We start from the raw sequence: 24,386 nt of genomic DNA on the forward strand, positions 1-24,386 counted from the left end.
CTCGTAGCATCGACGGATGAGCGCAAACATGGTGGCAGACCTCATCGCCGAGCTGCCCGAGGGCACCGTCGTCACCGATCCCGACATCGTCGCGTCCTACCGGCACGACCGCGCCTTCGACCCGAACGCAGGGACGGCGCTCGCCGTGGTCCGGCCGCGGCGCACCGAGGAGGTGCAGACCGTCATGCGCTGGGCCAGCGCGCACCGCGTGCCGGTCGTGCCGCGTGGCGCGGGCACCGGACTGTCGGGCGGGGCGAGCGCACTCGACGGGGGCATCGTGCTGTCGACCGAGCGCATGCGCGACATCAACGTCGACCCCGTGACCCGCACCGCCGTCACGCAGCCCGGCCTGCTCAACGCCGAGGTGAAGAAGGCCGTCGGCGAGTACGGGCTGTGGTATCCGCCCGACCCGTCGTCCTACGAGATCTGCAGCATCGGCGGCAACATTGCGACCAACGCGGGTGGGCTGTGCTGCGTGAAGTACGGCGTGACGAGCGACTACGTGCTCGGGGTGCAGGTCGTGCTGGCCGACGGCACCGCGGTGCGCCTCGGCGGCCCGCGGTTGAAGGACGTTGCGGGACTGAGCCTGACGAAGCTGTTCGTCGGCAGCGAGGGCACGCTCGGCATCGTCACCGAGGTGACGCTGAAACTCCTTCCCGCCCAACATCGCGGCTGCACCGTCGTCGCCTCGTTCGCCGACGTGACGGCCGCCGCGGACGCGGTCGTGACGATCACCGGCAAGATCCGGCCGTCGATGCTGGAGTTCATGGACTCCGTCGCCATCAACGCCGTCGAGGACAAGCTCAAGATGGGTCTGGACCGCGACGCCGCCGCGATGATGGTGGCCGCCACCGACGATCGCGGCCCGGCGGGGTCGCAGGACGCCGAGTTCATGGCCAAGGTGTTCACCGAAGCCGGTGCGACGGAGGTCTTTTCGACGTCCGACCCCGACGAGGGCGACGCGTTCGTCGCCGCGCGTCGGTTCGCGATCCCCGCGGTCGAGGCGAAGGGCTCGCTACTCCTCGAGGACGTCGGCGTGCCGCTGCCCGCGCTGGCGGACCTGGTCTCCGGTGTCGAGAAGATCGCCGAGCAGCACGGACTGATGATCTCGGTGATCGCGCACGCCGGTGATGGCAACACCCATCCGCTGATCGTCTTCGACCCGTCCGACCACGCCGAGGCCGAGCGGGCGCAGCAGGCGTTCGGCGAGATCATGGATCTGGCCGTCGGTCTCGGCGGCACCATCACGGGCGAACACGGCGTCGGGCGGCTCAAGCGGCCGTGGCTGGAGGGTTACCTCGGCCCGGAGGCGATGGAGCTGAACCGCCGCATCAAGCGTGCGCTCGACCCCGACGACATCCTCAACCCCGGCGCGGCGCTGTAAGTCTCCCGCGAGCAGCCGCAAACCTGCCGCCACCGTCGGCGTGTCGCGCACATAGGCGTCTGCTCGCGGGGACTTACGGTGTCGCGGAGACGGTCTCGCCGACGGTCTGGCGCTGCGGCCAGGGCTGCGGGAGGGGCCGCTGGCGCACGCGCAGCGGCCACCAGAACCAGCGTCCCAGCAGAGCCGCCAGCGACGGCGTCATCAGCGAGCGCACGACCAGCGTGTCGAACAGCAGACCCATGCCGATGGTGGTGCCGACCTGCCCGATGACGATGAGCTGACTGCTCGCCATCGACATCATCGTGAAGGCGAACACCAACCCTGCCGAGGTGACCACCGAACCGGTGCCCGCCATCGACCGGATGATGCCCGTGTGCAGCCCGGCGTAGAGCTCCTCCTTCATGCGCGACACCAGCAGCAGGTTGTAGTCCGCGCCGACCGCGAGCAGGACGATGACCGACATCGGCAGCACCATCCAGTGCAGCGGGATCCCGATGAGGTGTTGCCACAGCAGCACCGAAAGACCAAAGGACGCACCAAGACTCAGCACGACGGTCCCGACGATGACGGCCGCCGCCACGATCGCCCTCGTCAGCACCACCATGATGAGGAAGATCAGGATGAGCGCGGCGGTCGCGGCGATCAGCAGGTCGTAGTCCGCGCCCTGCTGCATGTCCTTGAACATCGCCGCACTGCCGCCGACGTAGACGGTCGCTCCCTCCAGCGGGGTGCCCTTGATGGCGTCGGCGGCCGCGATGCGCAGCGGCTCGATGTGCGAGGTCCCCTCCTCGGTCAGCGGGTCGCCCTGGTGAAAGACGGTGAACCGCACCGCATGTCCGTCGGGTGAGAGGAACAGCTTGATGCCGCGCTGGAAGTCGGCGGTCTTGAAGGCCTCCGGTGGCAGGTAGAAGTTGTCGTCGTTGAGGCTGGCGTCGAACGCCTGGCCCATCGCGGTCGCGTTCTCCTGCAACGCCATGTTCTGATCCTGCTGCGCCTTCTGCGCCTGATACTGGTTGAGCATCATCTGCTTCTGGTTCTTCAGCGTCTGGATCATCGCCGGCATCAGGGCGGCCAGCTGCGGCGTCAGCGTCGCCAGCTGCTCGATGTCGGGCACCAGGTCCTGAAAGTCATCGGACAGGGTGTTGATGCCGTCGAGCGTGTCGAAGATCGACCGCAGCGACCAGCACACCGGGATGTCGAAACAGTGTGGCTCCCAATAGAAGTACGCCCGCAGCGGCCGGAAGAAGTCGTCGAAGTCGGCGAGGTGGTCGCGGATCTCGTTGGTGTCGGCCGAGGTGTTCTGGAACTTGTCGGACATGCGCCGCGTGACGTCGGCCATCTGCAGCGTGATGGACTGCATCTTCGTCATCGAGTCGATGGTCGTCTGCATCTCGTCGGCCTGCTTGAGGGTGTTCGCGAGCACCGTCTGCTGGTAGTCGTTGTTCAGCAGCTGCCCCGTGCCGCTCTGGCTCATCGAATAGGCCAGCGACGCATGCTCGACGGGCTTGCCGTCGGGCCGGGTGATGGTCTGCACCTGTGCGATGCCGTGCACCCGGACCATCGCCTTGGCGATCTTGTCGATGACGAGGAAGTCGGCGGGGTTGCGCAGATCGCGGTCGGTCTCGACCATCACCAGCTCGGGGTTCATCTTCGCCTCCGAGAAGTGCCGGGTCGCAGCGGCATAACCGACGTTGGCCGGGACGCCGGCGGGCTGGAAGATGCGGTCGTTGTAGGTGGTGTGGTAACCGGGCAACGTCAGCAGCCCGACGAGGGCCAGCACGACGGCCATCACCAGGACGGCGCCTGGCCAGCGCACGGTGGCCGCACCGATGCGACGCCAACCGCGCGAGCGCCCCCACCGCCGCGGCTCGAGCACTCTGCCGAACCGGGTGAGCAGCGAGATGAGCGCGGGTCCGAGCGTCAGCGCCGCGGCGACGACGATCGTCATGCCGACCGACAGCGGGATGCCCATGGTCTGGAAGTACGGCAGCCGGGTGAAGTGCAGGCACAGCGTCGCCCCGGCGATGGTCATGCCCGAGGCCAGCACGACGTGGGCGGTGCCGTGAAACATGGTGTAGTAGGCCGACTCTCGGTCCTCGCCGAGCCGACGCGCCTCCTGGTAGCGGCCGATCAGGAAGATGGCGTAGTCGGTCGCCGCGGCGATCGCGAGCGTCACCACCATGTTGGTCGAGAACGTCGTCAGCCCGAAGACGTGGTGATAGCCGAGGAACGCCACGATGCCGCGGGCCGACAGCAGGCCGACCACCACCATGCCCATCGTGATGACCACCGTGACGACCGAGCGGTAGACGAGCAGCAACATCACGATGATGACCGCGAACGTCAGCATCTCGATGGTCTTCATGCTGGCGTCGCCGACGGCGTTCTGGTCGGTGGTCGTCGCCGCCGGGCCCGTCACGTAGGCCTTGACGCCCGGCGGCGCCTTGACCCCGTCGACGATGCTGCGCACGGCGTCGACCGACTCGTTCGCCAGGGCCTCACCTTGATCGCCGGCGATGTACACCTGGACGTAGGCGGCCTTGCCGTCGATGCTCTGCGCACCGGCGGCGGTCAACGTGTCACCCCAGTAATCCTGAACGTGCTGAACGTGTTTGGTGTCGGCGCGCAGCTCCCGGATCATCTGGTCGTAGAACGCGTGCGCGTCGGCGCCGAGCGGGTCGTCGCCCTCGAGCACGATCATCACGTTGCTGTTGGTGTCGTACTCGTGGAACACCTGACCGACGCGCTTGGTGGCGATCAGCGCGGGCGCGTCGTTGGGGCTCATCGACACCGCGCGCAGCTTGCCCACCTCTTCGAGCTGGGGCACCGTCGTGTTGAGGATCGCGACGATGGCGACCCACGCCAGGACGATCGGCACCGCGAACACGCGCAGGAAGCGCGGCAGCCGGGGCCGGGCGGCGTGGCGCGACGTCGGGATGGCGTCGGTGGTGGCGTCGTCGGTCGGGGTGCTCATGCCGCCTTCACCAAACAATACGTCGCGGCATTCACGCCCTGCGCCGTCCTTTCGTCCTTGACCTGGTCGTCGACCGTCACGCGGCAGCCGATGGATTGGCCGTCGCCCTGCACGACGAGGTTGGGCTGGACCGACGGGACCGTCGTCTCCAGTCGCAGCGTCCACGGCAGGCTCACGTCAGGAGCGCGCTGCGGTATCCCCGCGAGGTCGGTGTAGTTGACGGTCGCGGTGTCGGCCGAGCCGAACACCTCGTACACCACGACCTTGGGATTGAACTTCTGCGCGGTGTCCGCGCCGACGGGTGTCACGACGGCCCCGTCGGACCCGAAGACCGATCGCAGGTGGGCGACGCTGAACCCGCCGATGGTGACGGCCACGACGATGAGCACGGGCAGCCACACCCGCTTGACGGCCGCGATCACCGCAGGCGCCCGGACGTCGAAAGAGTCTGCCGGAGAACGGGTTCGACGCGTTGGGCGCAGCGCGCAGGGGTGGCTTTCACGGTCGAGCCTTTCCACGGGAACCCGGCGACCGGTCGAGGCCCGCCGATCTGGGTAGTCAACCTAAGTGAATAAGTGGATAAGGTCAATCCGCTTATGACCGCCGTCACTTACACTGCGAAACGTGACCGACGCCGACCGAGCCGAACGAGCGCTGCGCAGAGACGCTGCGCGCAATCGCGAGCGCGTGCTCACCGCGGCGCGCGAGCTCTTCGCGGCCAAGGGCCTCGAGGCCACGCTCAACGACGTCGCCCATCACGCGAACGTGGGCGTCGGCACCGTGTACCGCCGGTTCGCCACCAAGGAGGCACTGCTCGAGGCCATCTTCGAAGACGGTATCGAACAGATCGCCACCCTGGCCGAAACCGCTCTGCGACAAGAGGATTCGTGGAGTGGGTTCGTCTGGTTCGTCGAGCACGTCTGCGAACTGACCGCCACCGACCGCGGCCTGCGCGAGATGATGTATAGCAAGGCCTACGGCGGTTACCGCGTCGAATGCGCCCGCCTGCGGCTGGACCCGCTCGTCTCGACGCTCGTCGAACGGGCCCGGGAAGACGGCCACCTGCGGCCCGAGGTGGCACCCTCCGACATGCCGATCGTCGGCCTGCTGGCCGGCACCGTGGGCGAATGGGCCGGACACGTCGAGCCCGAACTGTGGCGGCGGTACGTCACCCTGCTGCTCGACGGGATGCGGTACCGCGAACGGCAGGACCGGCTGGCCGTCGATGCGTTGGCCGACGAGCAGATGGACGCGGCGATGCAGGGTTGGCACCCGGCGGGCTGACTCCCCCTGCCCCCTGCCGCAACTTCCTCTGCGCGAGCAGACGCAAACCTGCGCGACACGCCGCTGAAAAGGGCATATTCGCGGCTGCTCGGCGTCGGAGGCCGGGCACGGCACCAAAGCCGCGCCAAAGCCACGCCAGGCCGCGCCAAAGCCCACCCGGTTGACATACCCACCCCGTTGTCGTATCCATGAGACATGACAGCGACGATGTCTCATGACTCGGCAGCCCGCTTCACCCTCGCGACCGCACAGACCTGGGTCGACCCCTGGCCGATGTACCGGGCTCTGCGCGACCACGACCCCGTCCACCACGTCATCCCGGCGAATCCCGAGCACGACTACTACGTGCTGTCCCGACATGCGGACGTCTTCGCCGCGGCCCGCGACCACGAGACGTACTCCTCGGCGCAGGGCCTGACGGTCAACTACGGCGAGCTGGATCTCATCGGCATGGCCGACAACCCGCCGATGGTCATGCAGGACCCGCCGGTGCACACCGAGTTCCGCAAGCTGGTGTCGCGCGGGTTCACCCCGCGCCAGGTCGAGTCGGTCGAGCCGAAGGTGCGCGAGTTCGTCGTCGAACGGATCGAGCGCCTGCGCGCCAACGGCGGCGGCGACATCGTGGCCGAACTGTTCAAACCGCTACCGTCGATGGTCGTCGCGCACTACCTCGGGGTGCCCGAGAGCGACCGCGACCAATTCGACGGCTGGACCGAGGCCATCGTCGCCGCGAACACCGCCGAGGGCGGGCTCGCCGGCGCGCTCGACACCCTCGGCGACGCCCTGGGCGAGATGATGGCGTACTTCACCGCCCTCATCGAACGCCGCCGCGCCGAGCCGGGTGACGACACCGTCTCGCACCTGGTGGCCGCGGGAATGGGGGCCGACGGTGACGTCGCCGGCGTGCTGTCGATCCTGGCGTTCACCTTCACGATGGTCACCGGCGGCAACGACACGACCACCGGAATGCTCGGGGGCACAGTGCAACTCCTGCACCGCTACCCGCAGCAGCGGCAGCTGCTGACCACAAACCCCGACCTCATCGCCGACTCCGTCGACGAGTTCCTCCGCCTCACGTCCCCGGTGCAGATGCTGGGCCGCACCGTCACCCGCGACGTGACGATCGGCGACGTGACGATCCCCCAGGGCCGCCGCGTCATGCTGCTGTACGGTTCGGCCAATCGCGACGAACGTCAATACGGTTCCGACGCGGGCGAATTGGACGTCACCCGCAGGCCGAGGAACATCCTGACGTTCAGCCACGGCGCCCACCACTGCCTCGGCGCGGCGGCCGCCAGGATGCAATCGCGCGTCGCACTGACCGAGCTGCTGGCCCGGATCCCAGAGTTCGAGGTCGACGAGGACGGAATCGTCTGGGCCGACGGCAGTTACGTGCGCCGTCCGCTGTCGGTGCCGTTCACGCCCGCCTAGTGGCCGGCGACTGGCTGTCCGAGCGCCGCACCGAGGCAGCCGCCGATCGCATCCTCGACGCCGCCGAGGAGCTGTTCACTCGCCGCGACGCCGCCACGGTGGGCATGAACGAGATCGCCAGGGTGGCGGGGTGTTCCCGCGCGACGCTCTACCGGTACTACGAGAACCGGGACGTGCTGTACACCGCCTACGTGCATCGCGAGGCCTTCCGGGTGTTCGGCGGGCTGGGCGAGGCGCTCGCCGGCATCGACGATCCGGGCGAGCGGTTGCTCGAGGGCATCCTGACCGCGTTGCGCCGGGTTCGCGAAAGTCCGCCGCTGGCATCGTGGTTCGCCCCCCAACGCCGGCCGATCGGTGGCGAGCTGGCGCAGCGCTCCGACGTCGTGACGGGGCTGACGGAGGCCTTCCTGCGGTCCCTCGGCATCCCCGATGCGCCCCGTCGGGCCCGCTGGCTGGTGCGCGTCATGATCTCGCTGCTGACCTTCCCCGGCGACGACGACGCCGACGAGCGGGCGATGCTGGAGGACTTCGTCCTCCCGATGGTGCGGTCGGCCTAGCGTCGAGCGTGCCGGTTGTCGTCGAGATGGGACGGCGGCGTCGACGACGCGCCGCACGGTCGGCGCTATCGCACCGAGGCGGTGGGCGGTACCCGGGTGACCCGGTGCAGCCCCCACGCCACCGGCACCGTGACCACCAGCGTCACCACGAACAGCGCGAGCATCGAACCGGTGTAGACCGGTGCGCGCAGGATCTCCACCATCACCAATTCCATGGTGATGAGGTGGACGAGGAAGATCTCATAGGAGATCTCGCCGAGGAACACCATGGGCCTGCTCGCCATCGCCCTGGCGTACCAGCTGCGCGCGCCGTCGCCGCCGGGCAGTGCCAGCGGGGCGACGAGCAGTGTCGAGATGACCGCGTAGAACACGCATTTCGCCAATCCCTCCCGCAGTTCGGCGGGCGAGGTCGTCGGTGCGCCGGCGATCGGGGTCGACACGATGAAGTAGCAGGCGAGCGCCAGCGGAATGCACACCAGGCCGTACGCGCGGACCCCCAGCGGCCGCAGCGTCGCCAACAGCATGCCGCCGAGGAACCACATCAGGTACGTCGGCAACCACAGCGGTGCCCCGTCGGGCAGGACGTGCGTGGTGTGCACGAGGACCAACCACGCGGGCGACACCAGCGCGAGCACCGCGAGTCCGAGAACCAGCCGCGCGGGCCGCCACCGTCGCCGGCACAGCACCACCAGCAGCAGCCAGGCCAGCACCGGCAGCGCGACGTAGAACGCGACTTCGACTGCCAGACTCCACATTTGGGTCAGACCCTGGTGCAGGTAGGAGAACAGGTAGTCGTCGGTGTAGATCTGCGTCAGCGTGAGGTTGCGGACCAGGCCAATCCACGTGTGGCCGGGGTTGGGGCCCGCCGTGCGAAAGTGGTAGAGCAGATACGCCGCCAGCACCGTGACGACGTAGGCGGGCATGATGCGGCGCACCCGGTGCCGCGCGTAGCGACGCACCGAGGGTGGGGCCTGCTCCGAGACCGCCGACCGCACCCACGGCGAGAACAGCAGGAAACCCGACAGGACGAAGAAGATCGGCACGCCAATCTCCATGCGCGAGTACATCAATCCGAGGTACCCGTGCGTGTAGTTGCCCGTGGTGTACGCGGCGTGCGTGAGCATCACCAGCATCGCCGCGACCGCGCGGATGCCCGTCAGTGAGTCGATGCGCCCAGACGAGTCAGTCGACGTCACTTCGGCTTGTGATGGTGACTCGGTCCACGATCCTGCTTGAGGTCGATCAGCACGCCCGAGATGCGGGTGTGCTCGAGTTTCTTCAGGGTCTCCCTGGACATCTTCGCCGGCAGTTCGACGAGCGAGTGGTCCATCTTGATGGTGATGTGCCCGAAGTCGCTGCGGTGCAACCCACCTTCGTTGGCGATCGCGCCCACGATGGAACCCGGACCGACCTTGTGGCGCTTGCCGACGGCGATGCGGTAGGTCGCCAGATCGGTGCGGTTGCGGTCGCGCTGCCGGCGCGGCGGGCCGTCCCCGCCCGCGTCGCGATCGGGACGCTCCCGGCGCTTCTCCGGCGGCGGTTCGGTCATCAGGAACTCGCCACCGCCGCGGCTCTGCACGGCCAGCGCCGCGGCGATCTCCGCCGTGGGCACGTTGAAGTCGCGCTCGTAACCCTCGATCAACCTGCGGAACAACTCGATTCCGGGCGCGTTGAGCGCCTCGGTGATCGACTCCCTGAACTTCTCCACGCGCTTGTCGTTGACGTCGTCGACCGACGGCAACTGCGCCTCGACGAGCTTCTGCCGCGACACCCGTTCGATCGAGTTCAGCAGGTGCTTCTCGCGCGGGGTGACGAACAGCACCGCGGCGCCGGAGCGCCCGGCCCGTCCGGTGCGGCCGATGCGGTGCACGTAGGACTCGGGGTCGTGCGGGATGTCGTAGTTCAGCACGTGCGAGATGCGGTCGACGTCGAGCCCGCGCGCCGCCACGTCGGTGGCGATCAGGATGTCGATCGTCCCGTCCTTGAGCTGGGAGATGGTGCGTTCGCGGACGGCCTGGGCGATGTCGCCGTTGATCGCCGCGGCCGAGAAGCCGCGCGCGCGAAGCTTTTCCGCGACCTCCTCGGTGGCCTGCTTGGTGCGGACGAACACGATCATCGCCTCGAACGGCTCGACCTCGAGCAGCCGGGTCAGGGCGTCCATCTTGCGGGGCCCGGCGACCTGGATGTAGCGCTGCGAGATGTTCTCGGCCGTCGCGGTCTTCGACTTCACCGTCACCTGGACGGGGTCGTGCAGGTACTTCGAGGTGATCTTGCGGATGGCGGGCGGCATGGTGGCCGAGAACAGCGCCACCTGCTTGTACTCGGGCGTCTCGGACAGGATGCGTTCGACGTCTTCGGCGAAGCCCATCTGCAGCATCTCGTCGGCCTCGTCGAGCACCATGTAGTCCAGGTGCGAGACGTCGAGGCTCCCCTTCTCCAGGTGGTCGATCACTCGGCCGGGCGTGCCGACCACGACCTGCGCGCCGCGCTTGAGGCCGGCCAGCTGCGGGCCGTAGGAGGAGCCGCCGTAGACCGGCAGCACGTTCACCGACAGGTGGGCGCCGTAGCGCCCGAAGGCCTCGGCGACCTGGAGGGCCAGTTCGCGGGTCGGCGCCAGGACGAGGGCCTGCGTGGTGCGGCTCGAGGTGTCGATGCGCGACAGGATCGGGATGGCGAAGGCCGCGGTCTTGCCCGTTCCGGTCTGCGCGAGGCCGACCACGTCCGAGCCCGCCATCATGGGCGGGATCGTGGCGGCCTGGATGGCGGACGGCGACTCGTAACCGACGTCGGCGAGGGCCTGCAGCACCGAGGGGTGAATCTGCAGGTCAGCAAAGGTCAGTTCCGCGCTCGTCGCGTCGGGTTCTTCAGACGTCATCGAGGTTGCAGTCTACGGGTAGCGCCAGCTCGCGCGGCCACCACGAGCCGGAGCGGTACGGTGGCCCCTCGTGAGGTGCCTCTCGTGGTTCGCGGTGCTGACCGTCGCGGCGGCGCTCGCCGGCTGCGGGGCGAGCGACTCGACGGTGTCCAAGACCCCGACACCCACCGTCGCGCCGGTGCAGAGCAGCCCACCCGCGCCCGCTCCCACGGTGGCCGCCGGCCCGGTGCCGACGTCTGCGACCGCCGACCCGTGCGCGGTCGATCTCGCAGCGCCGGAGATCGCCAAGGCCGTCTCGGAGTTGCCCCGCGATCCGCGCAGCGGCCAGCCCTGGAGTTCGGAGCCGATCGCGGGCAACTTCAACGAGTGCGCGCCGCTGTCGGCCGTCGTCATCAAGGCCAACACCAATGCCGACAACCCCAACACCAGGGCCGTGCTGTTCCACCTCGGCAAGGTCATCCCGACCGGCGTCCCCGACACCTACGGCTTCAACGGGCTCGACGAGACCGCCACCACGGGTGACACCGTCGCGCTGATGTATCAGAACGCGCCCGGCGGACTGAAGAGCGTCGTCCGCCTGCACTGGAACGGCAACGGCGTGGAGCTCATCGGCAACACGCGCTAGACGCCCGCTGTCGGGACCCTGTCCTACAGTGGCGAGGTGTTCCTGACCGAGGGACCCGAACGCCACGTCGTCTACAGCGCTTCGGATCTCGCCGCCGCCGCACGCTGCGAGTTTGCGCTGCTGCGGTCGTTCGACGCGCTGCTCGGGCGCGGCCCGGCGGTGTCCGGCGACGACGAGCTGCTCGCCCGCACCGCGTCGCTCGGCGGCGACCACGAACGCCGTCACCTCGACCAGCTGCGCGACACCGGTGACATCGTGGTCATCGGCAAGCCCGCCTACACGGTGGCCGGGTTGTCGGCGGCCGCCGAGGCCACGCGCGCCGCGGTCGATCGGCGCGCACCGGTCGTCTACCAGGCGGCGATGTTCGACGGGCGGTTCGTCGGGTTCGCCGACTTCCTGGTGCTGGACGGCGACCGGTACCGGCTGCGCGACACGAAGCTCGCCCGCTCGGTCAAGGTCGAGGCACTGCTGCAGTTGGCGGCCTACGCCGACACGCTGGCTCGCAGCGGCGTGCCGGTGGCCGACGAGGTCGAACTGGTCCTCGGCGACGGCGCCATCGCCTCCTACCGGGTCGACGAACTGCTGCCGGTCTACGCCCCGCGTCGCCAGGCCCTGCAGCGGCTGCTCGACGAGCATCTGGCCACCGAGCGGCCGGTGAGCTGGGCCGACGAGCACGTCCGCGCGTGCTTCCGCTGCCCGGAGTGCGAGGTCCACGTCCGCGAGGGCGATGACCTGCTACTCGTCGCGGGCATGCGGATCAGCCAGCGCGCCCGCCTACTCGACGCCGGCATCACCACCGTGCACGATCTCGCCGCCCACACGGGCGCGGTGCCCGAGCTGTCGGCGCGGACGGTGACCAACCTGACGGCGCAGGCCCGGCTGCAGGTCGCCGACAGGGTGGACGGCAAACCGCCGTACGAGCTGATCGATGCGCAGCCGCTGATGGCCCTGCCCGACGCCGACAGGGGCGACCTGTTCTTCGACTTCGAGGGCGACCCGCTGTGGACGGTCGACGGCCGGGACTGGGGGCTGGAGTACCTGTGGGGGGTGCTGACCGTCGCCGACGAGTTCACGCCCCTGTGGGCCCACGACCGGGCCAGCGAACGTCAGGCGCTCGTCGACTTCCTGGCCATGGTGCGCAAGCGACTCAAGCGCTACCCCGGCATGCACGTCTACCACTACGCCGCGTACGAGAAGAGCACGCTGCTGCGCCTGGCCGGACGCTACGGCGTCGGCGAGGACGACGTCGACGACCTGCTGCGCAGGGGCATCCTGGTCGATCTATATCCGTTGGTGCGCAAGAGCATTCGCGTCGGGACCGAGAGCTATTCGATCAAGTACCTCGAACCGCTCTACATGGGCAACGAGTTGCGCGGCGGTGAGGTCACCACGGCGACCGACTCCATCACGCAGTACGCCCGCTACTGCGAGCTGCGCGACGACGGCCGCACCGACGAGGCGCACGTCGTGCTCAAGGAGATCGACGAGTACAACCGCTACGACTGCCGCTCGACGCGGCGGTTGCGCGACTGGCTGATGGCCAGGGCCATCGAGTCGGAGGTCCCGCCGCGCGGCCCGCAGCAGGTCCGCGACGCGGCGGCCACGGCCACCGTCGACGTCGCCGACGATCTGGGGCGCACGCTGATGGCGTTCGCCGGCGATGGCGTCGAGGCCCGCACGCCCGAGCAGACCGCCGTCGCCATGGTGGCCGCGGCGCGGGGGTTTCACGAGCGCGAGGAGAAGCCGTTCTGGTGGGCGCACTTCGACCGCATCAACAACCCCGTCGACGAGTGGGCCGACGACGGCGGCGTCTTCGTCGCCGAGCGCGCCGAGGTCGTCGTCGACTGGCACACCCCACCCAAGGCGAAGAAGCCGCAGCGGCAGGTGCTGCTCACCGGCGAACTGGCCGCGGGCGAGCTCGGCAGGGGCGACGTCTATGCGCTGTACGACCCCCCGGGTCCGGCCGGGCTGAGCGGCGATCCCGACCGTCGCGCGTGGGGTTCGGCGACGCCCCTGGACTGCGACGATCCGTCCGCGCCGACCCAGGTGCTGATCAGGGAGCGTCAGCCGAAGGCGGGCGAGTGCTTCGCCGAGCTGCCGTTCGCCCTGACCCCGGGACCGCCCATCAACACCAAGCCGTTGCGGGAGTCCATCGCGGCGACCGCGGCGCAGGTGGGAGCCGGTCTGCCCGCGCTGCCCGCCGACGCGGTGACCGACCTCCTGCTGCGGCGTCCGCCGCGCACCGTCGCCGACCGACCGCTCCCCCGCACCGGGGTGATCGCCGACGACATCACCGCCGCGCTGCTCGCGCTCGATTCCTCCTACCTGGCCGTGCACGGACCGCCGGGCACCGGCAAGACCCACACCTCGGCGGCGGTGATCGCCCGGCTGGTCACCGGACATGGCTGGCGGGTGGGGGTGGTCGCCCAGTCGCACGCCGTCGTCGAGCACCTGCTGGCCGGCGTCGTCGAGGCCGGCGTCGACCCCGATCGGGTCGGCAAGAAGAAGGGCGGCGACGGGCCGTGGCGGGTCGTGGACGAGAAGGACTATGCGGCGTTCATCGCCGACGGCACGGGATGCGTCATCGGGGGCACCGCCTGGGACTTTGCCAACGCCGGCCGCGTCCCCCGGCGCGCCCTCGACCTCCTGGTGATCGAGGAGGCCGGCCAGTACAGCCTGGCCAACACCGTCGCCGTTGCCAGCGCGGCGCGCAATCTGCTGCTGCTTGGTGATCCGCAGCAGCTGCCGCAGGTCAGCCAGGGCACCCACCCCGAGCCCGTCGACCACTCCGCCCTCAGTTGGCTGGTCGACGGCCAGCACACGCTGCCTCCCGAGCGCGGCTACTTCCTCGAACTCTCCTGGCGCATGCACCCGGCGGTGTGCGGTCCGGTGTCGCGGCTGTCCTACGACGGCCGCCTGCGCTCGCAGGAGAGGGTCAGCGCCGCCCGGACACTCGACGGCGTCGCGCCCGGCGTGCGGGTGCTCGAGGTCGACCACGACGGCAACTCGACCGACAGCCCCGAGGAGGCCGACGCGATCGTCACCGAGATCGCCGGGCTGCTCGGCACCGCGTGGACCGACGAGCACGGCACGGTGCCGCTGGGGCAGGAGCACGTCCTGGTCGTCACGCCCTACAACGCGCAGGTCGTGCTGCTGCGGCAGCGCCTCGACGCGGCGCATCTGCCCGACGTGCAGGTGGGCACGGTCGACAAGTTCCAGGGCAGGCAGGCGCCGGTCGTGTTCGTCTCGATGACCGCGTCCTCCGCCGCCGACGTCCCGCGCGGAATCTCGTTCCTGCTCAATCGAAATCGGCTCAACGTGGCCGTGAGCCGGGCCAAGTACGCCGCGATCGTCGTCAGGTCACCCCTGCTGACCGACTACCTCCCGACGACGCCCGACGGCCTGATCGAACTCGGCGCGTTCCTCTCGCTGACGGGGGTCCGGTGAACGACGCCCTGGCGAAGCGACTCGCCGCGATCGTCGGCGACCGCCACGTCAGCACCGATCCCGACGTGCTGGCCGGTCGCTGCGTCGACTACACCGGCCGCTACCGGGGGCACGCCGCGGCACTGGTCCGCCCCGGCTCCGACGACGAGGTCGCGGCCGTGCTGCGGGCCTGCCGCGACGCCGGTGTCTGCGTGACGGTTCAGGGCGGCCGGACGTCGCTGGTCGCCGGCACGGTGCCCGAGCACGACGACGTGCTGCTGTCCACCGAGCGGCTGTGCGCCGTCGGCGAGGTCGACGTCGTCGAGCGGCGGGTGCGCGTCGGCGCCGGTGCGACGCTGGCCGCCGTGCAGCGCGCCGCCACCGAGGCCGGGCTGGTGTTCGGAGTCGACCTCGCCGCGCGCGACTCCGCGACGGTCGGCGGCATGGCCTCCACCAACGCGGGCGGCCTGCGCACGGTCCGCTACGGCAACATGGGCGAGCAGGTGCTGGGCCTCGAGGTGGCGCTGCCCGACGGCTCGGTGGTCCGCAGGCACAGCGAGGTGCGCAGCGACAACACCGGTTACGACCTGGCCGCGCTGTTCGTCGGTGCGGAGGGCACGCTCGGCGTCATCACCGCACTCGACCTGCGGCTGCATCCCACGCCCGCTCACCGCATCACGGCCATTGCGGGGTTCGACGACCTGGACGCGCTGCTCGCCGTCGGCCGGGAGTTCCGCGACGCGGACGGCATCGCCGCACTCGAGTTGATCGACGCGCGGGCCAGCGCGCTGACCGCCGAGCACGTCGGTGTCGGCCCGGCGGTCGACGGCGCGTGGCAACTGCTGATCGAGTTGGCCGGCGACGTCGACCACACCGACCCGCTGGCCGAGGCCCTCGAGCACGCCGACCTGGCCGGTGAACCCGCCGTCGGCGTGGACGGTGCGACCCAGCTGCGGCTCTGGCAGGTGCGCGAGGCCATCGCCGACGTCCTGGGCGTCTACGGCCCCCCGCTCAAGTTCGACGTGTCGCTGCCACTGTCGACGATCGTCGAATTCGCCAGTGCGGCAACCGAACTGGTGGCCGAGCACGCACCGGAGGCCATCCCCGTGCTGTTCGGTCACGTCGGCGAGGGCAACCTGCACCTCAACCTGGTGCGGTGCCGGCTCGACGAGGATCGCGAGCGGGCGCTCTACGCGGCGATGATGGCGTTGATCGCGCGGTGCCACGGCAACGTGAGCTCCGAGCACGGCGTCGGGACGCGCAAGCGCGACTACCTGACGATGTCGCGGACCGACGCCGACGTCGCGGCGATGCGGGTAGTCAAGACGGCGTTCGATCCCGACGGCTATCTCAACCCCGCCGTCCTCTTCGACTGACTAGTCGCGAAAGCGCATCGAGTGCCTGCCGTAGGTACCCGCGTCGACGGCCTCGGCGACCGCGGGTGCGACGGTCTCGACGGGGTCGACCGGATCCGCGCGGGCATGCCTGCCGCGGCGCGCCGGCGCAGGCGGCTCGACGTGAAAGCCGTTGTGCGCGAAGTCTTCCGGTGGCGCCACCCGGACGTCGAGCAGTTCGTCGAGCATGCTGCGCCAGGGGGCCTGGCCGTTGCGCGCGGGAATCGGCTCCTGCGGCGCCGACGGGTCGGCGATCGTGACGAGGACGGGCTCGGTGATGGGGTCGTCGTCGGGGTCGTCGGCCCGGGCCGGCAGGTCCTCGGCGTGGGCGTCCATCAGGCTCTCCCACGTCTCGACCCGTCCGCCGTGCCATGTCTCGGCCGGGGCGTGCAGCGGGTGCTCGACGGGTGCGGCGAACGGCGTCGTGACGGTGTCGTCGGCGGCGAGGATGTCCCGGCTCGTCAGGTGATCGACCATGACCTCGGCGGCGCGCCGCCGCTGGGCACGGCGCACGGGCTCGTCCCACTCGGTGTGGTCGCGCTCGACGGTGTACTCGACGTAGTCGTCGTCGTCGGCGAAGTAGTCCGGCTCGACGGGCGGCGCGGCCTGGGGTCTGGCCGGCCGGGCCACAGGGTCGGCGAACCCGCGCAGGAACAGTGCGGCGACGACCCCGAGCAGCGCGATGAACGCGGGCAACAGCAGCGACTGCGACAGCGCGAACGAGAACGGTTCGTGGAGGAAGCCGGGCAGCCGCGTCACCGCGCCCTGGCCCGCCCCGGGGTCCTGCGCGGCGGGGATGACCGCGCTGATCTGCGACGTCATGAGCGCCGCCATGCTCGCGCTGCCCAGGACGCCGCCGACCTGACGCGTCGTGTTGTAGACGCCGGAACCGGCCCCGGCCAGTTCCGGCGGCAGATTGCGGGTCGCGGTCGCGGCGAGCGGTGACCAGATGAACGCCATGCCGATGCCCATCAGGACGAACGGCATCAGCAGTCGCCAGATCGGCGTCGTCGGCGTCATCTCGATGGACAACCAGGTGAGGGCGATCGCCACCGCGGAGAAGCCGAACCCGACGATGGGCCGCGGGTGCGTCCGGTCGACCAGTTTGCCGACGATGGGTGCGAGCACGCCGGTCGCGATGGCCATCGGCGCGGTGAGCAGCGCCGAGCGCGTCGGGGACAGTCCGCAGACCGCCTGGGCGTAGAACATCACCGGCACGATCATCGCGGTCACGGTGAAGCCGATGACGGCGATGCCCAGGTTGGACAGGCTGAAGTCGGCGTCGCGGAAGATGCTCAGGGGGATCAGCGGCCGGCCGGGGTGCACCGACTGCCAGTAGAGGAACCCCGCGAACGCGGCGACGCCCGCGGCGAGCAGACCCCAGATCCAGGCCGCCCAGTGGTGCGGTTGCCCCTCCTGCAGGGCGAAAACGACGAGGAACATGCCGACCCCGGACAGCGCGACGCCAAGCACGTCGAAGCCGGTGTCCTCGGTGGGCAGGGCGGGGACGAACACGTAGGCCAGCACCAGGCCGACGACGCCGATCGGCACGTTGACGATGAAGATCCACTGCCAGCCGAGACCGTCGACCAGGACGCCCCCGGCCAGCGGACCGACCAGGGTGGCGACGCCGGCCGTCGCGCCCCAGATGCTCAGCGCCACGCCGCGGCGCGCCGCCGGGAAGATCCTGGTGATCGTCGACAGCGTCTGCGGGGTCAGCAAGGCCGCGCCGATCCCCTGCACCGCGCGGGCGGCGATCAGCATCTCGACGTTCGACGCCAGTCCGCACCACAGCGATGCGACGGTGAACACGGCCAGCCCGACGAGGTAGAGGTTGCGCGGCCCGTAGCGGTCGCCGAGCCTGCCCGCGAGCAGCAACGGCACGGCGTAGGCCAGCAGATACGCGCTGGTCACCCAGAGCACCGCGTCGTAGTCGACGCCGAGGGCGTCCATGATGGACGGATTGGCGACGGCCACGATCGTCGCGTCGAGCAGGATCATGAAGAACCCGACGATCAACGCCCACAGCGCGTACCACGGGTTGCCGGTGCGGGGCCGCAGCACCCGGAGGGCGGCCGTCACGGTCGCGCCTCGCCCGCCCGGTGCGCGGCCCGTCGCGCGACGAGCGTCATCGCGGCCCGAGCCGTGGCCTGGGGCGTCAGGGAACTCTTCGTCGTCTGCGGCATTCACTCGATCATGCGTTGCGCGGCTGTCCAGCAGAACCTACGGACCGGCCCCGGTGCGGACAAGTCGGCCCGCCGTCGTAGCTGGCAGAGATCGCGGCTACGCCGCCTCGGGCACCGCACCCGCGGTCCCGGCGCGATCGGTGCCCGAGACCCCCACGGCGAGGAGCGCCGCGAGCGCCACCACCGAACCCGCCGTCATCACCGCGGCCAGCGCCAGCTCGTCGTTGCCGAGCACGCCGACCAGGGGGGCGACCGCCGCGCCGAGCCCGAACTGCGCCGCCCCCAGCAGGGCGGCCGCGGTGCCCGCCGCGTCGGGGTGACGCGACAGCGCGAGCGCCGGCGCGTTGGGGATCACCAGACCCATTGCGGCCAGGATCGCCCACACCGGGAGCACGAAGCCGTAGATCCCGCCGACGTCGGTCACCGCGAGCCCCACGAAGACCACGCCGGCCACCGCCGACGCCGCGAGCGCCCAGACCGTGATGGTCGCGGGCGTCACCCGGCGCAGCAGGACGACGTTGAACTGCGTCGCACCGATCAGGGCCACCGCGCCCGCGCCGAAGACCAGCGCGAAGGTCTGCTGGTCGAGACCGTGCCTGCCCTGCAGCACGAAGGAGGCGGCGGCGATGTAGGCGAACAACCCCGACATGCCGAGTGCGGCGACCACGACGAGGATCACGAACCGCTTGTCGCGGAACAGCCCGGCATAGGTCGAGAAGATCCCGCGCACGTTCAGCGGTCTGCGGTGCGACACCGGCAGCGTCTCCGGCAGGGCGAGCGCCGCGAGCAGGAGCAGCAGCCCGGCGAGCACCACCAGCACCGCGAACACCCAGTGCCAGGAGAACCGCAGCAGCACCGCCGCCCCCAGCGACGGCGCGATGACCGGCGCGACGCCCAGCACCAGCATCAGCCGCGACATGACCGTCGCGGCCCTGGACTCGGAGAACAGGTCCCCGACGATGGCGAGCGCCACCACCATCGTGGCCGCCGCGCCCACCCCCTGCAGTCCGCGCGCGATGCCGAGCACGACGACGTTCGGGGACACCAGGCACACCAGCGACGCGATCATGTGCAGCACGATCCCGCCCATGAGCGGACGGCGGCGGCCGAGCGAGTCCGACAGCGGGCCGAGGATGAGCTGACCGAGGGCCAGTCCGGCCAACGTCCCCGTCAGCGTCAGTTGCACTACCGACGACGACACGGAGTAGTCCGAGGCGATCTTCGGCAGGGACGGTAGGTACATGTCGATCGTCAGCGGGCCCAGCGCGACGAGCAGGCCAAGGACGATGACCATGCGGACCTGACCGGGTGCCTTCGACGTGCCCTCCGCCTCGTCGGTGGGTGCAGCGCTCGAGAGGTCCACGGATCCTGATGCTGCCATGAAAGTCGTTAGCGAGAGGAACGAGGGATTTCTTCCCGAAGCGAACGGTGACCGATGTCACCGGCGGGCACGCCCTCGTGTCGCCGGGCGTTGTACGGGTATTGCCAGGAGATACCCTGAAATGCCCGTCCATCCATGGAGGCCGTACCCATGAGCGCTCGTTCCAGCGCCAAGAAGCAGCTGTCAGGCACCGGCAAGCACTCCGTCGATGACCCCAGCGTCGCCGCACGCGCCCTCTCCCAGATCATCGAGCGCGGCGCCCGCGTCCAGGCGCCCGCGGTCAAGGCCTACGTGGAGCGGATGCGGGAGCAGCATCCCGATGCGACCCCGGCCGAGATCGTCGAGAAGTTGGAGAAGCACTACCTCAGTGCCGTGATGGCCAGCGGTGCGGCCGTGGGCTCCACGGCGGCGTTCCCCGGGGTGGGCACGCTCATCGCGATGTCCGCCGTCGCCGGTGAGACCGTGGTGTTCCTGGAGGCGACGGCGGTCTTCGTACTGGCGGTGGCCGAGGTGCACGGCATCCCCGCCGAGAACCGCGAGCGCCGCCGTGCGCTGGTCCTGGCGGTCCTGGTCGGCGACGACGGTCGACGTGCGGTCGCCGACCTGATCGGTTCCGGTCGCACCAGCGGCGCCTGGCTGTCCGACGGCGCGGCGTCGTTGCCCCTGCCCGCGGTGTCCCAGCTCAACGGACGCCTGCTGAAGTTCTTCGTGAAGAAGTACGCGCTCAAGCGCGGAGCCATCGCCTTCGGCAAGATGCTGCCGGTCGGCATCGGCGCGGTCATCGGCGGCGTCGGCAACCGGGCGATGGGCAAGCGCATCATCGGCAACGCGCGCACCGCGTTCGGGTCCCCGCCGCTGCGCTGGCCTGCCACGCTGCACGTACTGCCGGCATTGGACCAGTCGTGACGACGTCACCGGGGCAGGCATCGCGCCGCCGCCGTCGGCCCGACGTCGCGCATGGCGTTGGCCGTCGCGGGGCAACCGGAAGGCGTTAGCCTTTATGCGGCGAAAGAGCGGGCGGCAGACGGCGCGTCCGCAGCGTTAGAAGGAATCGAGGCGAGTAGCTGCCGTGAGCAGTTCACCTTCCCCATTCGGACAGAACGAGTGGCTTGTCGACGAGATGTACCGCAAGTTCCGCGACGACCCCTCGTCGGTCGACCCGAGCTGGCACGAGTTCCTCGTCGACTACTCCCCTGAGGGCACCGACACCAACGGTCACGGTGCGGCCAAGAGCGACCCGAAGCCCGAGGCCAAGCCGCAGCCGAAGGCTGCCGAACCCAAGCCCAAGCCCGCGCCCACCGAGTCCAAGCCCGAGCCCAAGCCCGCCCCAGCCGCGTCCACGCCCGCCAAGCCCGCCGCCAAGCCCGAGCCCACGCCGCAGCCGAAGGCCGCCGACCCGAAGCCCGCCGCCAAGCCCGAGCCCAAGCCCAAGCCCGCCCCAGCCGCGTCCACCGCCGCGGACGGCGACGAGACCTCCGTCATCCGTGGCGCGTCGGCCGCCGTGGTGAAGAACATGAACGCCTCGCTCGAGGTCCCGACGGCCACCAGCGTCCGCGCGATCCCGGCCAAGCTGATGATCGACAACCGCGTCGTCATCAACAACCACCTCAAGCGCACCCGCGGCGGCAAGATCAGCTTCACGCACCTGCTGGGCTACGCGATCGTGCAGGCCATCAAGAGCTTCCCCAACATGAACCGGCACTTCGCCGAGGTCGACGGGAAGCCCAACGTCGTCACCCCCGCCCACACCAACCTGGGCCTCGCGATCGACCTGCAGGGCAAGGACGGCAAGCGTCAGCTCGTCGTCGCGGCCATCAAGCGGTGCGAGACCATGCAGTTCGGCCAGTTCGTGGCGGCCTACGAGGACATCGTGCGCCGCGCTCGCGACGGCAAGCTCACCGCGGAGGACTTCGCGGGCGTGACCATCTCGCTGACCAACCCCGGCACGATTGGCACCGTGCACTCGGTGCCGCGCCTGATGTCCGGGCAGGGCACGATCATCGGCGCGGGCGCGATGGAGTACCCCGCCGAGTTCCAGGGGGCCAGCGAGGAGCGCATCGCCGAGATCGGCATCGGCAAGCTCATCACGCTGACGTCGACCTACGACCACCGCATCATCCAGGGTGCGGAGTCCGGTGACTTCCTGCGCACCATTCACCAGTCGCTGCTGTCCGACGACTTCTGGGACGAGATCTTCCGCGAGCTCGGCATCCCCTACGAGCCGGTGCGGTGGCGCACCGACAACCCGGACTCGATCTTCGACAAGAACGCCCGCATCATCGAACTCATTGCGGCGTACCGCAATCGGGGTCACCTGATGGCGGACATCGACCCGCTGCGCCTGGACAAGAGCCGGTTCCGCAGCCACCCCGACCTCGACGTGCTCACCCACGGCCTGACGCTGTGGGACCTCGACCGGGTGTTCAAGGTCGACGGGTTCGCCGGCGCGGAGTACAAGAAGCTGCGCGACGTGCTGTCGGTGCTGCGCGACGCGTACTGCCGCCACGTCGGCGTCGAGTACACCCACATCCTGGAACCCGAGCAGCAGAAGTGGATTCAGGAGCGGGTGGAGGTCAAGCACGACAAGCCCACCGTCGCCGAGCAGAAGTACATCCTGAGCAAGCTCAACGCCGCCGAGGCGTTCGAGACCTTCCTGCAGACCAAATACGTTGGGCAGAAGCGCTTTTCGCTGGAGGGCGCGGAGAGCGTCATCCCGATGATGGACGCCGTGCTCGACCAGGCCGCCGAGCACGGTCTCGACGAGGTCGTCATCGGCATGCCGCACCGCGGTCGGCTCAACGTGCTGGCCAACATCGTCGGCAAGCCCGCGTCGCAGATCTTCTCCGAGTTCGAGGGCAACCTGAACCCCAGCCAGGCGCACGGCTCCGGTGACGTGAAGTACCACCTCGGCGCCACCGGCAATTACCTGCAGATGTTCGGGGACAACGACATCGACGTGTCGCTCGTCGCCAACCCCTCGCACCTGGAGGCCGTCGACCCGGTGCTCGAGGGTCTGGTGCGCGCCAAGCAGGACCTCGTCGACTTCGACGCAGGCGCCGACGGCCCGCAGAACTTCACCGTCGTCCCGCTCATGCTGCACGGCGACGCGGCGTTCGCGGGCCAGGGCATCGTCGCCGAGACGCTGAACCTCGCACTGCTGCGCGGGTACCGCACCGGCGGCACGATCCACATCATCGTCAACAACCAGATCGGCTTCACCACCTCGCCGCAGGACTCGCGCTCCAGCGAGTACTGCACCGACGTCGCAAAGATGGTGGGAGCGCCCATCTTCCACGTCAACGGCGACGATCCCGAGGCAGGCTCCTGGGTGGCCCGCCTGGCCGTGGACTTCCGGCAGAAGTTCAAGAAGGACGTCATCATCGACATGCTGTGCTACCGCCGTCGCGGGCACAACGAGGGCGACGACCCGTCGATGACGCAGCCCGGCATGTACGACGTGATCGACACCAAGCGTGGGGTCCGCAAGACCTACACCGAGGCGCTGATCGGCCGCGGCGACATCTCCATCAAGGAGGCCGAGGACGCGCTGCGCGACTACCAGGGTCAGCTGGAGCGAGTCTTCAACGAGGTCCGGGACCTGGAGAAGCACGAGATCGAGCCCAGCGAGTCGGTCGAGGCCGATCAGCAGCTGCCCGCGAAACTCACCACGGCCGTGGACAAGTCGCTGCTCGCCCGCATCGGTGACGCGCACCTGGCGGTGCCGGAGGGCTTCACCGTGCACCCGCGGGTCAAGCCGGTGCTGGAAAAGCGCCGCGAGATGGCCTACGAGGGCAAGGTGGACTGGGCGTTCGGCGAACTGCTGGCGCTCGGCAGCCTGGTGGCCGAGGGCAAGTTGGTGCGGCTGTCGGGTCAGGACACCCGCCGCGGCACGTTCACCCAGCGCCACGCCGTCATCATCGACCGGTCGACCGGTGCCGAGTTCACGCCGCTGGAATTGCTGACGCTCAACGAGGACGGCACGCCGACCGGCGGGCGTCTCATGGTCTATGACTCGGCGCTCTCGGAGTACGCCGCGGTGGGCTTCGAATACGGCTACTCAGTGGGCAATCCCGACGCAATGGTGTTGTGGGAGGCCCAGTTCGGCGACTTCGTCAACGGCGCCCAGTCCATCATCGACGAGTTCATCAGCTCCGGTGAGGCCAAGTGGGGCCAGCTGTCCGACGTCGTGCTGCTGCTGCCGCACGGTCACGAGGGCCAGGGTCCCGACCACACCTCGGGCCGCATCGAGCGGTTCCTGCAGGTGTGCGCCGAGGGGTCGATGACCGTCGCGATGCCGTCGACGCCGGCGAACTACTTCCACCTGCTGCGCCGCCACGCCAAGGATGGGATCCACCGGCCGCTCATCGTCTTCACGCCGAAGTCGATGCTGCGAAACAAGGCCGCCGTCAGCGACATTCGCGACTTCACCGAGCAGAAGTTTCGCTCGATCATGGAGGAGCCGACGTACACCGACGGTGACGGCGACCGCTCGAAGGTGAAGCGGATCCTGTTGACCAGCGGCAAGATCTACTACGACCTGGCGGCGCGCAAGGCCAAGGACGGCCGCGACGACGTGGCGATCGTCCGCGTCGAGCAGCTCTACCCACTGCCCAAGCGACGGCTCGGCAACACGCTCGACGAGTACCCGAACGCCGAACAGTTCTTCTGGGTGCAGGAGGAGCCGGCGAACCAGGGCGCCTGGCCGACCTTCGGTCTCGCGATGCCAGAACAGCTGCCGGACAAGCTGACCGGCATCAAGCGCATCTCCCGGCGCGCGATGTCGGCACCGTCGTCGGGTTCGTCGAAGGTGCACGCAGTCGAGCAGCAGGAGATCATCGACGAGGCGTTCGCGTCCTAACCCCCACCCCG

15 protein-coding genes are annotated in these 24,386 nt (G+C 69.6%); 9 read left to right on the forward strand and 6 right to left on the reverse strand.

Annotated elements, in window-relative coordinates:
- The first annotated feature begins 16 nt into the window (after positions 1-16).
- A complete protein-coding gene (locus tag G6N60_RS20445) occupies positions 17-1,384 on the forward strand; it encodes an FAD-binding oxidoreductase (RefSeq protein ID WP_163740680.1) in 1,368 nt (455 codons plus the stop codon).
- Positions 1,385-1,457: 73 nt separating this feature from the next.
- Here G6N60_RS20445 and G6N60_RS20450 read toward each other — a convergent pair whose 3' ends face one another.
- Positions 1,458-4,358, reverse strand: coding sequence for an MMPL/RND family transporter (locus G6N60_RS20450; protein ID WP_163740682.1), 2,901 nt, complete (start codon positions 4,356-4,358; stop codon positions 1,458-1,460).
- Positions 4,355-4,780, reverse strand: coding sequence for an MmpS family transport accessory protein (locus tag G6N60_RS20455; protein WP_163740684.1), 426 nt, complete (start codon positions 4,778-4,780; stop codon positions 4,355-4,357). The genes G6N60_RS20450 and G6N60_RS20455 overlap by 4 nt, the downstream gene beginning before the upstream one ends.
- A gap of 202 nt (positions 4,781-4,982) precedes the next feature.
- Here G6N60_RS20455 and G6N60_RS20460 point away from each other — a divergent pair, with 202 nt between their 5' ends.
- The 3 genes from G6N60_RS20460 (at position 4,983) to G6N60_RS20470 (ending at position 7,630) form a co-directional block, all read left to right on the forward strand.
- Positions 4,983-5,642, forward strand: coding sequence for a TetR/AcrR family transcriptional regulator (locus G6N60_RS20460; protein WP_246240873.1), 660 nt, complete (start codon positions 4,983-4,985; stop codon positions 5,640-5,642).
- 195 nt (positions 5,643-5,837) lie between these two features.
- A complete protein-coding gene (locus G6N60_RS20465; RefSeq protein WP_163740686.1) occupies positions 5,838-7,073 on the forward strand; it encodes a cytochrome P450 in 1,236 nt (411 codons plus the stop codon).
- Positions 7,073-7,630 (forward strand): TetR/AcrR family transcriptional regulator, encoded by a 558-nt coding sequence (locus G6N60_RS20470; protein WP_163740688.1) that lies wholly within the window; start codon positions 7,073-7,075, stop codon positions 7,628-7,630. The genes G6N60_RS20465 and G6N60_RS20470 overlap by 1 nt, the downstream gene beginning before the upstream one ends.
- A 65-nt stretch (positions 7,631-7,695) precedes the next feature.
- Here the strand turns inward: G6N60_RS20470 and G6N60_RS20475 are convergent, their stop codons facing one another.
- Positions 7,696-8,826 (reverse strand): acyltransferase family protein, encoded by a 1,131-nt coding sequence (locus G6N60_RS20475; protein WP_163740690.1) that lies wholly within the window; start codon positions 8,824-8,826, stop codon positions 7,696-7,698.
- Positions 8,823-10,505, reverse strand: coding sequence for a DEAD/DEAH box helicase (locus G6N60_RS20480; protein WP_163740693.1), 1,683 nt, complete (start codon positions 10,503-10,505; stop codon positions 8,823-8,825). The genes G6N60_RS20475 and G6N60_RS20480 overlap by 4 nt, the downstream gene beginning before the upstream one ends.
- A 70-nt stretch (positions 10,506-10,575) precedes the next feature.
- On the opposite strand from G6N60_RS20480, the gene G6N60_RS20485 reads away from it, so the two are divergent.
- The 3 genes from G6N60_RS20485 to G6N60_RS20495 are packed head-to-tail and all read left to right on the forward strand — an operon-like array spanning position 10,576 to position 15,932.
- Positions 10,576-11,130, forward strand: coding sequence for an LppP/LprE family lipoprotein (locus G6N60_RS20485; RefSeq protein ID WP_163740695.1), 555 nt, complete (start codon positions 10,576-10,578; stop codon positions 11,128-11,130).
- 36 nt (positions 11,131-11,166) lie between these two features.
- Positions 11,167-14,577 carry a TM0106 family RecB-like putative nuclease gene (locus tag G6N60_RS20490; RefSeq protein ID WP_163740697.1) on the forward strand — a complete coding sequence of 1,137 codons (3,411 nt, stop codon included), beginning with the start codon at positions 11,167-11,169 and terminating at the stop codon, positions 14,575-14,577.
- The gene (locus tag G6N60_RS20495) at positions 14,574-15,932 is read left to right on the forward strand and encodes an FAD-binding oxidoreductase (RefSeq protein ID WP_163740700.1); all 1,359 of its coding nucleotides are present in this window, start codon (positions 14,574-14,576) and stop codon (positions 15,930-15,932) included. Before G6N60_RS20490 ends, G6N60_RS20495 begins: the two co-directional genes overlap by 4 nt.
- Here G6N60_RS20495 and G6N60_RS20500 read toward each other — a convergent pair whose 3' ends face one another.
- Positions 15,933-18,032, reverse strand: a complete 2,100-nt coding sequence (locus G6N60_RS20500; RefSeq protein WP_246240876.1) for an MFS transporter — start codon at positions 18,030-18,032, stop codon at positions 15,933-15,935. It abuts the gene before it with no gap.
- 201 nt (positions 18,033-18,233) lie between these two features.
- A complete protein-coding gene (locus tag G6N60_RS20505) occupies positions 18,234-19,517 on the reverse strand; it encodes a multidrug effflux MFS transporter (RefSeq protein WP_163740702.1) in 1,284 nt (427 codons plus the stop codon).
- A gap of 150 nt (positions 19,518-19,667) precedes the next feature.
- Between G6N60_RS20505 and G6N60_RS20510 the strand changes: the two genes are divergently transcribed.
- Together G6N60_RS20510 and G6N60_RS20515 are read left to right on the forward strand one after the other, a co-directional pair.
- Positions 19,668-20,423, forward strand: coding sequence for an HMG-box domain-containing protein (locus G6N60_RS20510; protein WP_163740704.1), 756 nt, complete (start codon positions 19,668-19,670; stop codon positions 20,421-20,423).
- A 163-nt stretch (positions 20,424-20,586) separates the two neighbouring features.
- Entirely contained in the window at positions 20,587-24,375 is a 3,789-nt protein-coding gene (locus G6N60_RS20515) for a multifunctional oxoglutarate decarboxylase/oxoglutarate dehydrogenase thiamine pyrophosphate-binding subunit/dihydrolipoyllysine-residue succinyltransferase subunit (RefSeq protein WP_163740705.1), read from the forward strand.
- Positions 24,376-24,386: the final 11 nt, after the last annotated feature.

The sequence above is a fragment of the Mycolicibacterium madagascariense genome (genome assembly GCF_010729665.1).
GTDB classification, from domain to species: Bacteria; Actinomycetota; Actinomycetes; order Mycobacteriales; family Mycobacteriaceae; genus Mycobacterium; species Mycobacterium madagascariense.

Coding starts and splice junctions, on each gene's coding strand:
- G6N60_RS20445 (WP_163740680.1), top strand. CDS start 17: ATGAGCGCAAACATGGTGGCAGACCTCATCGCCGAGCTGCCCGAGGGC.
- G6N60_RS20450 (WP_163740682.1), bottom strand. CDS start 4,358: ATGAGCACCCCGACCGACGACGCCACCACCGACGCCATCCCGACGTCG.
- G6N60_RS20465 (WP_163740686.1), top strand. CDS start 5,838: ATGACAGCGACGATGTCTCATGACTCGGCAGCCCGCTTCACCCTCGCG.
- G6N60_RS20480 (WP_163740693.1), bottom strand. CDS start 10,505: ATGACGTCTGAAGAACCCGACGCGACGAGCGCGGAACTGACCTTTGCT.
- G6N60_RS20505 (WP_163740702.1), bottom strand. CDS start 19,517: ATGGCAGCATCAGGATCCGTGGACCTCTCGAGCGCTGCACCCACCGAC.
- G6N60_RS20510 (WP_163740704.1), top strand. CDS start 19,668: ATGAGCGCTCGTTCCAGCGCCAAGAAGCAGCTGTCAGGCACCGGCAAG.